The sequence below is a fragment of the Paenibacillus sp. JQZ6Y-1 genome (assembly GCF_040719145.1).
Taxonomy (GTDB): Bacteria; Bacillota; Bacilli; order Paenibacillales; family Paenibacillaceae; genus Saccharibacillus; species Saccharibacillus kandeliae.
This window is the reverse complement of record NZ_JBFDUZ010000001.1, coordinates 2814041-2829079: the sequence shown is the minus strand read 5'-3', so window position 1 is coordinate 2829079 and position 15039 is coordinate 2814041. Positions and strand designations below refer to the sequence as shown.

12 protein-coding genes are annotated in these 15039 nt (G+C 48.3%); all 12 read left to right on the top strand.

Annotated elements, in window-relative coordinates; translation table 11 throughout:
• The first annotated feature begins 120 nt into the window (after positions 1–120).
• The 12 genes from mraZ (at position 121) to ftsZ (ending at position 15010) form a co-directional block, all read left to right on the top strand.
• Positions 121–558 (top strand): division/cell wall cluster transcriptional repressor MraZ, encoded by a 438-nt coding sequence (gene mraZ / locus ABXR35_RS12115; RefSeq protein WP_367060094.1) that lies wholly within the window; start codon positions 121–123, stop codon positions 556–558.
• A gap of 21 nt (positions 559–579) precedes the next feature.
• Complete coding sequence (gene rsmH, locus ABXR35_RS12110) at positions 580–1554, top strand: 16S rRNA (cytosine(1402)-N(4))-methyltransferase RsmH (protein WP_367060092.1); 975 nt, start codon at positions 580–582, stop codon at positions 1552–1554.
• Positions 1555–1566: 12 nt separating this feature from the next.
• Complete coding sequence (locus ABXR35_RS12105; protein WP_367060090.1) at positions 1567–1974, top strand: hypothetical protein; 408 nt, start codon at positions 1567–1569, stop codon at positions 1972–1974.
• Positions 1975–1991: 17 nt separating this feature from the next.
• Positions 1992–4418 (top strand): penicillin-binding transpeptidase domain-containing protein, encoded by a 2427-nt coding sequence (locus ABXR35_RS12100; protein ID WP_436669332.1) that lies wholly within the window; start codon positions 1992–1994, stop codon positions 4416–4418.
• A gap of 112 nt (positions 4419–4530) precedes the next feature.
• Positions 4531–6015 carry a UDP-N-acetylmuramoyl-L-alanyl-D-glutamate--2,6-diaminopimelate ligase gene (locus ABXR35_RS12095; RefSeq protein ID WP_367060086.1) on the top strand — a complete coding sequence of 495 codons (1485 nt, stop codon included), beginning with the start codon at positions 4531–4533 and terminating at the stop codon, positions 6013–6015.
• On the top strand, positions 6015–7421 hold the full coding sequence (locus tag ABXR35_RS12090) for a UDP-N-acetylmuramoyl-tripeptide--D-alanyl-D-alanine ligase (RefSeq protein WP_367061397.1): 1407 nt from the start codon (positions 6015–6017) through the stop codon (positions 7419–7421). The genes ABXR35_RS12095 and ABXR35_RS12090 overlap by 1 nt, the downstream gene beginning before the upstream one ends.
• A 5-nt stretch (positions 7422–7426) precedes the next feature.
• A complete protein-coding gene (mraY, locus tag ABXR35_RS12085) occupies positions 7427–8398 on the top strand; it encodes a phospho-N-acetylmuramoyl-pentapeptide-transferase (protein WP_367060084.1) in 972 nt (323 codons plus the stop codon).
• Entirely contained in the window at positions 8398–9873 is a 1476-nt protein-coding gene (gene murD, locus ABXR35_RS12080) for a UDP-N-acetylmuramoyl-L-alanine--D-glutamate ligase (protein WP_367060081.1), read from the top strand. The genes mraY and murD overlap by 1 nt, the downstream gene beginning before the upstream one ends.
• 203 nt (positions 9874–10076) lie before the next feature.
• The gene (gene murG / locus ABXR35_RS12075) at positions 10077–11201 is read left to right on the top strand and encodes an undecaprenyldiphospho-muramoylpentapeptide beta-N-acetylglucosaminyltransferase (protein WP_367060079.1); all 1125 of its coding nucleotides are present in this window, start codon (positions 10077–10079) and stop codon (positions 11199–11201) included.
• A gap of 133 nt (positions 11202–11334) precedes the next feature.
• Positions 11335–12132 carry a cell division protein FtsQ/DivIB gene (locus ABXR35_RS12070; RefSeq protein WP_367060077.1) on the top strand — a complete coding sequence of 266 codons (798 nt, stop codon included), beginning with the start codon at positions 11335–11337 and terminating at the stop codon, positions 12130–12132.
• 401 nt (positions 12133–12533) lie between these two features.
• Positions 12534–13793 (top strand): cell division protein FtsA, encoded by a 1260-nt coding sequence (gene ftsA, locus ABXR35_RS12065; protein ID WP_367060074.1) that lies wholly within the window; start codon positions 12534–12536, stop codon positions 13791–13793.
• A gap of 59 nt (positions 13794–13852) precedes the next feature.
• A complete protein-coding gene (gene ftsZ / locus ABXR35_RS12060) occupies positions 13853–15010 on the top strand; it encodes a cell division protein FtsZ (RefSeq protein ID WP_367060072.1) in 1158 nt (385 codons plus the stop codon).
• The last annotated feature ends 29 nt before the right edge of the window (positions 15011–15039 follow it).

Below are 15039 nucleotides of genomic sequence, written 5' to 3'. Positions count from 1 at the left end.
TTTCAAAAAAATTGACATGTTGAGAAGGATTTTGATTTTAGTCGACGAATCTATTATGCTAGATAGGTGGTGGAAAGTGGTGCAAAGTGGGGAATGATGGGTAAAAGGAGTGAGCCGCCAATGTTCATGGGAGAATTTCAGCATAACATTGACGATAAGGGACGGATTATTATTCCTGCCAAATTTCGCGAACTTCTCGGCCAATCGTTTGTAATGACCCGCGGTCTGGACCATTGCCTTTTCATCTATCCACTAGAGGAGTGGTCTCTTCTTGAACAAAAGCTCAAATCGCTGTCTTTGATGAAGGCGGATGCACGCGCATTTACACGGTTTTTCTTTTCCGGTGCAGCTGAGGGCGAATGGGATAAGCAGGGCAGAGTGAATGTGCCTGGTAATCTGCGCCAATACGCACAGCTAGACAAGGAATGCACCATTATCGGTGTATCGAATCGTGTGGAGATTTGGAGCCGTTCCGTTTGGGAACAATATTATAACGAATCAGAACAATCATTTAATGAAATTGCCGAAAAGCTGGTTGATTTTGATCTTGATCTGTAATCGTCTGGGAGGTTTAACAACTTGTTTCATCACATCACTGTATTAAAAGAAGAAGCGACCAATGCACTTGAGGTCAAGCCTGATGGTATTTATGTCGACTGTACGCTCGGGGGAGCAGGACACAGCAGCGTTATCGCAGCCGGGTTAGAAGCAGGCGGACGACTCATTGCCTTTGATCAGGATGACACGGCATTGCGCAATGCTGAACAGGTACTGGCACCATTTGCCGATGTAGTCACACTCATCAAAAGCAATTTCCGTCATTTGGAGGAGAAGCTTTTAGAAGCGGGTGTACCGACAACAGAGGACGGAATTCCGCAAGTGGACGGTATTTTGTTTGACCTTGGTGTTTCTTCACCTCAATTTGACGATGCCGAGAGGGGATTCAGTTACAATCACGATGCCGTGCTGGACATGCGAATGGACCAGTCCAGCGAACTGACTGCACGCACCATTGTGAACACGTGGCCTGAAGACGAAATTGCCCGCATACTATATCGTTATGGCGAAGAAAAATTTTCAAGACGCATTGCTGCTGTTATCGGTAAACGCCGTGCCGTACAGCCGATTGAAACGACGGGGGAACTGGCGGAGCTGGTCAAGGAAGGCATTCCAGCAGCCGCACGCAGAACTGGTGGTCATCCAGCCAAGCGCAGCTTTCAGGCGCTTCGTATTGCTGTGAATGACGAACTGGGTGCTTTTGAAGAAGCGCTGCAACAGTCGATTCGCTGCTTAAAGCCAGGCGGACGCGTATCCGTGATTACGTTCCACTCTTTGGAGGACCGTCTGTGCAAACAAATTTTTGCTGAAAAACTCGAAAAGAATGTGGCACCACCCGGATTTCCTGTGTATGTGAGTAACGGCGGTGAACTGAAACTGGTCAACCGCAAACCGGTACTTCCATCCGATAATGAAATCACAACCAACAAGCGCGCAAGATCAGCCAAATTGCGAGTAGCGGAAAAGGTGGACAAACAAAACCAAAATCAACAATAAGGAGACGGGCTAATGGCTTATACAAGAGGGAATCTGGCGGTCAAGCAAAAGGCTACCGAAAAGGTTGTCCGCAAGTATCGGGAAACGACAAAAGTGGTTGTCCGTCGTTCAGCCCTGCCAATGCAGGAGAAAATGCTGTATCTGGGTACCATTTTCGCCTGTGTCATCATTGCGGGAATCATCCTGTGGCGCTACGCCTATATTTATGAAGTGAACAAAAATGTTCAAAACATGGCAAGTGCAACCGCAACACTGCAAAAGGAAACCGTTCAAAATGATCTGCGTAAACACCTGCTGGAAAATGAAGTGGTAGAGCGTGCAACTGCTCTGGGGTACATACAACCTGTAACCGATCCGATTCAGGTTTCGCGTGAAAAGGGAACAACAACCTCGTCGTCCGATAACCAAGACAGCAAGTAAAGCGAGGGATAACCGCAGTGAATAAACGAATAAGACTTCGCACTTTATTAATGGGAGGGTGCATAGCCCTCCTTTTTGTCGTCCTAGTCATGCGTATTTTCTGGTTGCAGATTGTACAGGGCTCTAGCTGGCATGAGCGTGCTGTGGATAACTGGACGCAAAACAGTGTAATTAAAGCCCAGCGTGGTACGATTACCGACCGTAACGGCAATGAGATGGCGATTGATGCACCGGCATACAATGTGGCGCTGAATCCCCAAATCATTGAGAAATACGGCATCAAAAATGAAGTTGTCAGTGGATTGCATGAGATTCTAGGCACCGATGAATCCGAAATCGAAAAGCAGGCAACGTCCAAAAATGATAAAGGCGAACTGCGTACATGGCGTGAGCTGAATAGCGGCGGTCGTCTGATTCCACAAGACAAAGCCGATCAAGTGAATGCTCTTATTGCCAAGTTAAAACAGCAGATTGATCAAAAATATGATGCTGGTTTGTATTTGGTGGAGAGTTCCAAACGGTATTATCCGAAAAATGAATTGGCTTCTCACGTACTTGGTTATACGGATAAAGAAGGCAAGGCTGTTGCCGGTATTGAAGCTTACTATGATCAGCAGCTCAAAGGGACGGATGGAAAAATCCAGTACCAGCATGATCGTCAGGGAGACAAGCTTCCAGATTCACAGGATGCGTATACACCTGCCAAAAACGGCGATAACTTGAAGCTGACAATCGATGAAACGATCCAATATTATACCGAACAGGCAATGAAGGAAGCGTATGAGCAGCTGCAACCGAAAAGTATTACTGTGATTGCAGCCGATCCAAATACTATGGGCATTTTAGCAATGGCCAATATGCCGACATTTGATCCGAATAAGTATAATGAAGTTCCTGCGAGTCAGTATAATGATTTTCTGAATCTGGGTATCAAAGCGATCTATGAGCCGGGGTCGACGTTTAAAATTGTGACGTTATCCGGTGCTGTGCAAGAAGGCTTGTTCAATCCAGAAGCAACATACCAGTCTGGTACCATTCGTGTCGGCAATACTACACTGCACGATATTAACCGTGTCGGCTGGGGACCAATTACGTATTTAACCGGTCTGAAGCGCTCCAGTAACGTAGCTTTTGTTAAATTGGGATACGAAATGCTGGGTGCTGAGAGACTGCGCAAGTATATTGATGATTTTGGTTTTGGTGTGAAAACAGGGATTGATCTGCCCGGAGAGGTTTCTGGTGCGATTACCATTCGTCCTAATATCAAAACAGAAGTTGCAACAGCGGCATATGGACATGGTCGCGTACAGGTTACCCCTTTACAGCAGCTTGCAGCTGTAGCGGCTGTAGCGAATGGCGGCAAACTGTTAACGCCACATCTGGTGCAATCCATTACCGATCCGAATACGGGTGTGACTACAGATACGCCTACACATGAGGTTCGTCAAGTGATTGATGCCGCCAATTCCGCCAAAGTCCGTGGCTATCTGGAACAAGTGGTATCCGATCAGGATATAGGAACAGGGCGCCATGCGTATATCGAAGGATACCGCGTAGCAGGTAAAACTGGTACGGCTGTAAAAGTTATCAACGGAAAATACGACTATACCAAACAGGTTGTATCCTTTATTGGTTTTGCACCGGCAAATGATCCAAAAATCGCTATGATTGTTGTTGTGGATCAGCCTGCTAACTCTGCGCTGGGTGGTGGTACAGCAGCAGCTCCAATTTTCAAAAAAATCGTCAGTCAGGCACTTCCATACATGGGTGTAGCCAAAGTAGCCGAGGACGCAACTGCTCAGCAAGCGACTGCCAAATCCCAACCGATGCAGGTATCGTATACAGCGCCGACCCTAACAAGCAAATCGCTGGATGAAGCTAAGAAAAAACTGCTGGCAGGTGGGATTTCGTACAAGGTTGTCGGTTCTGGCACCAAAGTCGTTAAGCAGTATCCAGCAGCTGGTGCTATATTAGGAAGCGGTCAAAGTATCTATCTGATGACCGAAGACCCAACCAAAATGGCGATTCCAGATTTGAAGGGCGAATCCTTACGTGATGCGCTGGAAATTCTGAATCTCATGAAAGTGGAGGTTACTACAGTAGGTACAGGCTATGTTGCCGAGCAAGTGGAGTCAGAAGGCAATGGTCGCCGCGCGATCACCCTGACGCTCAAATCTGCGAAAGCAACTGTCACTGGTATTGATGATCCAGAGGAAAATGCAATAGATGCAAAGGATACGAATGATGCTGCAGATCCTGCCGAAACAGGTACGGATGATACACAAACTGACGAGAAGGACAGTAGTTCGTCCGAAACATCTGCCGACAGTAGCAATTCTGCTGATAGTTCGACATCCGACAAGTCCGAAAGCTCTGGCACTGCCACCACCAATGCGGATGGTAGTCTGAATATTCCAGAGCCCAAGGGCGCTCCAACCAACTAGTTGATGTATGCACCATCTGTGATAACCCGGCAACAATCGGCGACAGAAGCCTACTTCTGAGCGCTTGATTGTTGCCGGGTATCGTTATTAATTTTGGAAAAGAGGAATACGCATGCTGCTATCTGAAGCCGCAAAGTTATTGATAACGTCCCGGATTCACGGTGATCCGGCTGCGGAATTTTCGGGAATGGAGGTGGATTCGCGTAAGGTTCAACAGGGTGACCTGTTTATCTGTTTGCCCGGTTTTACGGTAGATGGACATGATTTTGCGGAAAAGGCAGTTCAGCAAGGTGCAGTCGCACTTGTCGTTGAGCGTGTGCTGGAACTGGATGTACCGCAGCTGATTGTCAGCAGTTGTCGCCATGCGATGGCAGTGCTGGGCAATACCTTTTACAACTATCCGAGTCAGCGCTTGAATATGATTGGTGTGACTGGAACGAATGGTAAGACCACAACTTCTTATCTAATTGAGCGTATTATGAATGATCATCAGATCAATACTGGACTGATCGGTACGATCGAGATGCGCTATAATGGGCAGTCAGTGCCGATGCCGCGCACAACGCCGGAAGCGCTAGAACTGCAACGTCTGCTAGGGAATATGGCAGATGAAGGCGTACAGTGCTGTGTGATGGAGGTATCATCCCATGCATTGGAGCAAGGACGGGTAAAAGGTACGGATTATCGCACCGCCATATTCACCAATATCAGTCAGGATCATCTGGATTATCATCATACGATGGCTGACTACATTGCCGCGAAGGGATTGTTTTTTTCTCGGCTTGGCAATAGCTACGGTCAACCTCACGAGCGCAAATATGCAGTTTTGAACATCGACGATCCCGCAGCAGACTATTTCCGCCGTATTACCGCAGCTGATGTGATTACATACGGAGTAGAACAACAAGCGGATGTACGTGCCTCGCGCATTTCCATTACATCCGCAGGCACGACGTTTCATGTAGATACCTTCCGAGGTTCTGCCGACATCACATTGAAGATGGTCGGAACGTTTAACGTCTACAATGCACTTGCCGCTTTGACCGCTGCACTGATCGAGGACGTACCGCTAGAGCAAATTGCCGCTAGTTTGGAACGCATTCCCGGTGTAGATGGACGGGTTGAGCTAGTCGATGCTGGACAGCCGTTTGCTGTAATTGTTGATTATGCGCATACACCGGACGGTCTGGACAACGTATTGTCTACGATCAAGGAGTTTGCCGAGCAGCGTATCATTACCGTGTTTGGATGTGGTGGTGACCGTGATCGGACGAAGCGTCCGTTAATGGGCAAAGTAGCCGCAACATACAGTGATTATACCTTTATCACTTCGGACAATCCGCGTACGGAAGAACCATTATCCATCCTTAGTGAAATTGAAGCCGGTTTGCAGGAAGACCGGATTTCGACTGAGCGGTATGAGTTGATCGCTGATCGTCGTACCGCGATTCAAAAAGCGGTTGAAATGGCGCAGCCTGGCGATGTACTATTGATTGCGGGCAAAGGGCATGAAACGTACCAGATTATCGGTACGGAGGTTATCGATTTTGATGATCGGCTTGTAGCCAAAGAAGCGATAAGGGGTCTTAACCAGTGATAAAAACAACAATGAGTCAATTAGCCGACATGTGTGGCGGACAGCTGCAAGGCGACGCTGAAGCCGTTTGGCACGGTGTCGTTATCGATTCGCGTAAAGTGTATGAAGGCTGTCTGTTTGTTCCGATTATCGGTGAACGTGCTGACGGTCATGATTTTGTCGCCGGTGTGCTATCCGCTGGAGCAGCGGTATCCTTCTGGCAGCATGATCATGGTACGCCGCCAGCTGGTACTATCATTCTTGTGGAAGATACGTTACAGGCATTGCAGCAGTTGTCACGGTCGTATTTGAACCAGACACAGCCGCGCGTGATCGGCATTACTGGCTCCAATGGTAAAACAACGACTAAGGACATGGTAGAGGCTTTGCTGAAGCAGGCATATCGTGTGCACAAAACACAAGGCAACTTTAACAGTCACATCGGTCTGCCATTGACCATTTTGGATATGCCAGCGAATACGGAAGTGCTGATTTTGGAGATGGGTATGCGTGCACGGGGCGAGATCGAGCTGTTATCGAATATCGCGCGTCCACATGCTGTGATCATTACCAATATCGGGGAGTCGCATCTGGAACAGCTCGGTACACGTGAGGAAATCGCCCGTGCGAAGCTAGAAATCGTCAGCGGTTTGCAGGCGGGTGGTCTGCTGATCTATAACGGTGATGAACCGCTGTTGCATCAGGTGCTAGCGGAGCCGAAACTCAAGCAACGGGATATGGCTACGTTGACATTTGGCGTGGAGCAGCAGAATGATCTGCATGTTACGGGTGTGATGGCACAGGGACGGACTACCATTTTCACCACGAATGATTTGCCGGATGACGCTTGGACGCTACCGCTGCCTGGACTACACAATGTAACAAACGCATTGTCAGCGATGGCTGTGGCACGCTACTTCCATGTTACCGATGAACAGATTCGTATCGGTCTGTCGCAGCTTCAATTGTCCGGTATGCGGATTGAACAGCTGGATGGACGTCAAGGCTCTACCTTGCTAAACGACGCTTACAACGCCAGTCCAAGCTCTATGCGTGCCGCTCTGGATGTGCTGAGCAGCATGAAAAGTCATAGCCGCCGCATTGCAGTGCTGGGCGATATGCTGGAACTGGGCAGCGAGGAGCAGACGTACCATGAACAAATGGGCGTGTATGCGGCAGAACATGCGGATTTGCTATTTACGTATGGAGAACGCGGTCGATTCATTGCTGCGGGAGCACTGCGTCAAATGCCATCGGAGCTGGTATACAGTTATACATCCAAGCCAGAGCTGATTCAGGCGCTGCTGGAGACTGTGCAGCAGGGGGATGTGGTGCTGGTGAAAGCATCCCGTGGTATGAGACTGGAGGAAGTTATACAGGCGCTGATGCCTGATTCAATAAGCCAAGCAGAAGCGCTGGAGGAGTAAATGTAATGGATTTTCAATTATTGTTATTGGCGGCAGCCGCATCATTTATTTTATCGCTGATTGCGATGCCGATTCTGATTCCACTGCTACGTCGGATTAAATTCGGTCAGCAGGTGCGGGACGATGGACCGCAAACGCATTTGAAAAAAGCGGGTACGCCAACGATGGGCGGTATTGTCATCATTTTGGCGGCAACAATCGTGTATATCAAATTTTCGGTGATCGACATCAATTTCTGGGTGTTGCTAACATCGACCGTTGGGTTTGGACTGATCGGCTTTTTGGACGATTATATCAAAATTGGTCTGAAACGCTCACTCGGTCTAACTGCCAAGCAGAAGCTGATTTTGCAATTGCTGTTTTCAGCGATTATCTGCTTCCTGCTCATTCAAAAAGGGCATAGCACGGCACTGGCGATTCCGGGCACTGGTTTTGCTTTTGACTGGGGTCCTTGGTTTTACTATCCGTTTATTGTCATCATGCTGCTTGCCATCACCAATGCGGTAAACTTTACTGATGGTGTGGATGGATTGTTGTCCGGTGTGAGCGCAATTGCATTTGCAGCGTATGCGGTCATTGCAATTCAAATGTCTTCGCCAGCAGCAGCAGTATGTGCAGCGGCAATGATCGGTGCGGTTCTTGGCTTTCTCGTATTTAATGCCCATCCAGCTAAAGTGTTTATGGGGGATATGGGTTCGCTTGGGATTGGTGGTGCGATTGGCGGTATTGCCATTGTCACCAAAAGTGAGCTGCTATTTCTCATCATCGGGCTTGTATTCGTTATTGAACTGCTGTCCGTTGTTATTCAGGTCGTCTCCTACAAAACCCGTAACGGCAAACGCGTATTCAAAATGGCACCGATTCATCACCATTTTGAATTATCCGGTTGGTCGGAGTGGCGCGTTGTAACGACATTCTGGGCAGTAAGCCTGATTCTAGCTGTGATTGGAGTTTATATTAGCAAGGGGTTGTCCTAATGAATGATCCTCAATCGTATGCTGGTCAGCAGGTCGTCGTGATCGGTCTAGCTCGTAGTGGTGTAGAAGCTGCCAAAGCGCTACACCGTCTCGGTGCCATCGTCACAGTCAATGATCTGAAGCCGCGCGAACAATCGCCGGAAGCGGCGGAACTGGAACAATTGAATATAGAGGTAATCTGCGGCGGTCATCCAGAGGGATTGATCCATGACGGACTGGCGCTGCTGGTCAAAAATCCGGGGATTCCGTATACTGCCCCGCCTATCCGGCAGGCACTGGAGCTTGGCATTGAAGTCATTACGGAGGTTGAACTTGCTTATCGTTTGACTGATATTCCGATGATTGGCATCACAGGCTCCAACGGCAAAACGACCACCACCACTTGGGTAGGCAAAATGCTAGAGTCCTCGCATCTGAATCCTATCGTTGGTGGCAATATCGGTATTCCATTATGCCAGGCGGTAGCAGAAGCTGATCCCCATGTAGAGCATATGATTGTTGCGGAATTGAGTAGCTTTCAGTTAAAAGGCACACAGGATTTTAATCCACGTATTGCCTGCTTGCTCAATATAGCGGAGACGCATCTGGATTACCACGGCACGATGGACGATTACGTAGAATCCAAACGCAAAATTTTCGCCAATCAAGGTGAGCAGGATACAGCAGTATTGAATTGGGATGACAGCTATTGTCGTAGTATCATTCCTTATCTGAGCGCTGGCAAGATTGTGCCGTTTTCCATTTATGAGGAATTAGGCAGCGCGATTGCTAATGCTGCGCAATCGAGCGAGCAGCCGTTAGCGGCGGCGCTGTACGTATCGCCACCATATATCGAAGATGTAGAAGATGAATGCGAACGCAGCATCATGTATCATGATGAGCATGGAGAAGTGGAGATTTTGCCGGTATCGCAGGTTGGTATTCCGGGGCGCTATAATGTCGCCAATGCGCTTGCTGCCTGTGCCATATCGATTGCCGCTGGCTGCGAGCCAGCTCAGCTAGCAGAATCGTTGCGCAGCTTCCGTGGAGTGGAGCATCGTCTTGAATATGTACGCCAGTATAACGATGTGGACTACTACAACAATTCCAAAGCAACCAATACGAAAGCAACCCTGACGGCGTTATCTGCGTTTCAGGATCGCGATATCGTATTGATTGGTGGCGGATTGGATCGCGGTTCCGATTATATGGATCTGCTACCTGCATTGCAAAGTCAGGTGAAGGCACTGGTGCTGCTAGGAGAAACTCGTCACAAGCTGGCAAACGTTGCCCAGCAGGCGGGGATTGAACAGGTTGCCGTCATCGACGAAACCGAGAATACGCCCCAAGCGATTGCCCAAGCGGTGCAAGCGGCTACTCAATTCGCCACAGCAGGCGATATTGTACTGCTATCACCTGCATGCGCTAGCTGGGATATGTTCTCATCGTATGAAGTACGCGGCGAGCAATTCAAAGAAGCGGTACATGCGCTATAACGGTATCTATTCACTTTCAAATACGTGCATGGTATACAGTGGACGGACCGTCATAACGCTATGATGTTCTATTTCCAAAGCTGATATGCCACAGCATCTATGATAAATACTGGTATTTTCAATCGTTATCTCAATTTTTACCCTATAGCATACTCATTACTTGTAAAGGCTATGCCATGTTTAGAGGAAAGGAGGAATATATTATGCGTATTGTTTTGACAGGCGGCGGTACAGGTGGTCACATTTATCCAGCGCTGGCAATTGCTGAGCAATTCAAGGAGCAAGGCATCAAAGCCGAATTTCTGTACATTGGCGGCAAGCGTGGACTGGAAACGAAGATTGTACCAGAGACGCGCATGCGCTTTGAAGCAATTGATATTACTGGATTCAGAAGGCGATTGTTTTCACTTGAAAATATTCGCACCGTCAATCGCTTCATTCAGGGTGTGAAAAATTCAAAACAGATGATCCGCGATTTTAAACCGGATATTGTCATTGGTACAGGCGGATATGTATGCGGACCTGTTGTGTATGCGGCAGCCAAGCTGGGTGTTCCCACACTGGTCCATGAGCAAAATGCTGTGCCAGGATTGACCAATCTGTTTTTGAGCGGCTATGCCAATACAGTAGCTGTGAGCTTTGAAGATGCGATTCCGCGCTTCAAGCGTGCCAAGCATGTGCTATTTACCGGCAATCCGCGTGCCACTATGGTTCAGCATGCGGACCGCGAACGCGGACTGGCTTCGCTCGGCTTACCGGCAGATGCTCAGATTGTTCTGATTGTCGGTGGTAGCCGAGGAGCGAGAGCATTGGTTGAAGCAATGGTACAAACGGCTCCGTTGTTGAAAAATAAGCCTGACGTGCATTATGTGTTCGTAACTGGCGAAATATATTACGACGAGATTTACGAGCGAATTAATGATGCAGTGGATTCCATTCCGACGCATTTGCACATTTTGCCGTATATTCCGAATATGCCGGAAGTGCTGGCTGCGACAGCGTTATTGATCGGTCGAGCAGGGGCTTCCTCGTTAGCAGAGATTACATCGCTAGGTACGCCATCCATTCTGATTCCGTCGCCCAATGTGACCAACAATCACCAAGAAGCGAACGCGCTGGCTTTGCGAAAAGCTGGAGCAGCCGAGATGCTGCTAGAACGTGATCTGACTGGCGATTCGCTGATTGCGCTGATCGACCGGATTATGGATAATGAGCAAGAGCGTCACAAGATGTCGGTCGCTGCCAAAACATTGGGCACGCCACAATCTGCCTTTTTACTGGTGGAAGAGATTCAGCGCTTAACTCAGAATCCTAAAAGCGCCAAGTAAAATCGTAAAACGACCAAGTACATCTAGCTAGTTCATCGCTTGCTATACAAAAAGGCGTGAACGACTGGCGGCAAGCGTAACACACCTGCCTGTACTGCCGGGTGCTATAAATACGAAATACTGGAGACATGCCATGCCTAAGCGAAAATTGATTGTTGTCCCGAAAAATGAACCTACTGCTAATGTACGACCTTCCGTCAAACGCAGGCCGCTGATGAGTGCCAAAACCAGATGGATCGTCATACTGAGCATTCTGTTTATTATCGTGGCGGGTGTCGTATTCTGGTTTTCGCCGGTTGGCAAAATTTCGCAGATTACGTTTACCGGCAACGCGTTTACGTCCAAAACAGATTTGCTCAATGCGACGCGTCTTGCCAAAGGCGATGCCTTTTACGGTACATCGGCATCGACGATCAAGCAGCGACTGCTGACGATTCCTGCGATTCAGGATGCTGTGATTACGAAGCATTTTCCCGGTCAGGTCGATATTCAGATTACTGAATATCCGGTTGTCGCATATGAACTGACAAGCGCAGGTGAGCTGACAGCGATTCTGCAAAATGGTACATCGGTGCGCGCAGATGATCGCGGCGTTGCTGTCGAGAAACCGGTACTGACTCAGTGGGCAGATTATGCCAAAGAGAAAGTCGAGCTATGCAAGGTGCTTGGCACAATTCCGAATGAACTGACGTCAGACATCTCGGAAATTATGCCTTCACCGACCCCTTCCTTTCCAGATCGCATTATGATCTACACGCGTTCGCAGTTTGAAGTCATTACGAGCATTTCACTGCTAGCGGATAAGGTGGAGTATTTGAATCAGGTTATTGAAACGCAGCCTCCAGGCATTATTACAATGCTGGAAGCGGACTCGTATACGCCATTCAAGCCAGAATCGACCGAGGATAGCGAAGGAACAGGCGAGCAATAAACGCCTGTTTTGCAACGGTATAACGGCGATTTGCCTTCCCTTTTTTCCGCAGAGGCATAAGGATATGGCGACGGCACTTTCTGTGAGGGAAGAAAAATGCTAGAATAAGTTTGGCAGATATTAAAGTTTTGTAAACTTTGATGTTCGCAAACATGATAAGGCATCTGCTGAGAACTATCACACGCCCCGCGATCATTCTTTTTTCTTTACACTTTTACCTGCCATACGGCTTTTAAAAAGTTTACAGAAAAAAGAGGGAAAGCATACGTAATGTTGAATACTAAAGTAGAGAGCAATTTTAAAAAAATGTTTTTCGGAAATTGAATTTCCGGTCAGCGGGAATATCGCCAAACGCTGGAAATCAATCATTTATTATGCAATATGCAGGAGGTGCCAGGGGCTTGAGCAACAATGACATCATTGTTAGTTTGGACATCGGTACATCCAAAGTTCGTGCTATTATCGGGGAAGTTAATAATGGAACCTTTAATATTATTGGAGTTGGATCTGCCGACTCGGAAGGGATTCGCAAAGGCGCAATCGTTGACATCGATCAGACTGTGCAATCCATCCGAAATGCTGTTGATCATGCAGAGCGTATGGTCGGCATTCAAATATCTGAAGTAATCGTGGGTATTTCGGGAAATCACATCGGACTTCAAACGAGCCATGGAGTTGTAGCCGTATCCAATGAGGACCGTGAAATCGGCGAAGAGGATATCGAACGGGTGTTGAAGGCGGCAGAAGTAATTGCCCTTCCTCCTGAACGTGAAATTATCGATGTTGTCGCCAAACAATACGTCGTCGATGGTTTAGAAGGAATTCAAGACCCTCGCGGCATGATCGGAGTGCGTCTGGAAGTCGAGGCAACCATTATCACCGGTGCCAAAACATCCATTCACAATTTGCTCCGCTGTGTGGAAAAAGCCGATCTACATATCAAGGATCTGGTTTTGATCTCACTGGGAGCCGGTCAATTGGCGCTATCCAAAGATGAGAAAACAATGGGTGCCGTACTAGTGGATATCGGTGCAGGCTCGTCCACGATTGCTGTATTTGAAGAAGGTGCGCTCAAAGCAACTTCTACATTGCCAATCGGAGGCGAATTTATCACCAACGATATTGCGTACGGATTGCGTACCCTCACGGAAAATGCGGAGAAAGTGAAATTGAAGTACGGCTGCGCGCTGGTTGAAGAATCCGCGCCGGATGTTGTATTCAAAGTTCAACGGATCGGCAGCAATGTGGATAAGGAATTTACCCAACAGGATTTGGCGGCGATTATCGAGCCACGTGTACAGGAAATTTTCGAACTGATTCGTCAGGAAGTTGTACGTCTCGGTTATCATGAGCAGCCTGGTGGTTATATACTCACAGGAGGCACAGTTTCAATGCCGGGCGTTTTAGAAATTGCCCGTGAAGAATTGGCAGCTTCCGTCAGAGTGGCGGTTCCTGATTATATCGGTGTACGTGACCCTGCTTATACAAGCGGTGTCGGCATTTTGTACAATGTGATCCGCAATATTCGCGGTGGCAGCAGTAGTGTAGCCGGAACAGCCAAAAAAGCACCGGTGCGCAATAAGGCTGCATCGACCCCGGAAAGCAATGCAAAACCGGGCTTGATTGAACGGCTCAAAAATATGTTCAGTGAATTTATCTGATGAAGTTCATTCTTGCTGGAAACGAGCCATTCATGGACAATGAGGGGGAGATGGGATAGATGTTGGAATTTGATTTCGAAATGGAGAGCCTGGCCCAGATTAAGGTCATCGGTGTAGGTGGCGGCGGAAGCAATGCCGTGAACCGTATGATTGAAAATGGTGTTCAAGGCGTGGAATTTATAACGGTAAATACAGATGCACAGGCACTGCATCTGGCTAAATCCGAGCACAAGCTGCAAATTGGCGACAAGCTGACTCGCGGTCTCGGTGCCGGTGCAAACCCGGATGTTGGTAAAAAGGCAGCGGAAGAATCCCGCGACCTGATCAGCAATACCCTGAAGGGTGCAGATATGGTATTCGTAACCGCTGGTATGGGTGGCGGTACAGGTACAGGTGCAGCTCCAGTGATCGCTGAGATCGCCAGAGAATGCGGCGCGCTGACTGTCGGCGTTGTTACCCGTCCATTCACCTTTGAAGGACGCAAACGCTTCTCTCAAGCTGAATTGGGTATCGAAGCACTGAAAGAAAAAGTGGACACACTGATTGTGATCCCGAACGATCGCCTGCTGGAGATCGTAGACAAGAAGACTCCGATGCTGGAAGCATTCCGTGAAGCGGATAATGTACTTCGCCAAGCTGTACAAGGTATCTCTGACTTGATCGCTGTACCAGGTCTGATCAACTTGGACTTTGCCGATGTAAAAACAATCATGACCGAGCGTGGTTCGGCTCTGATGGGTATTGGTGAAGCAACAGGCGAGAACCGTGCAGCAGAAGCGGCACGTAAAGCGATCATGAGCCCATTGCTGGAAACATCCATCGAGGGCGCACGCGGTGTGATCATGAACATCACTGGCGGCAACAACCTGTCGCTGTATGAAGTAAATGAAGCAGCCGAGATCGTGATCAGTGCTTCTGATCCAGAAGTGAATATGATCTTCGGTGCGATCATCGACGAGAACCTCAAGGAAGAGATCAAAGTCACCGTCATTGCGACAGGCTTTGAACACAAACCGGCGCAGCCGTTGCAGCCTTCCCGTCGTCCAGCGACGCCACAGCAGCAACAACAACAGCCGCCTCAATCTTCTTCTACTGAACCAAGCGAGGAAAAAGCACCAAGTCCGCGCCAGTTCAATAACAACAATCAGCAGCCAAGCGGAGATCAACTGGATATTCCGACGTTCCTGCGTAATCGTTCCCGTCACAAAAACGACTAGAACGATAGAGTATAGTAGCAATTAACGTA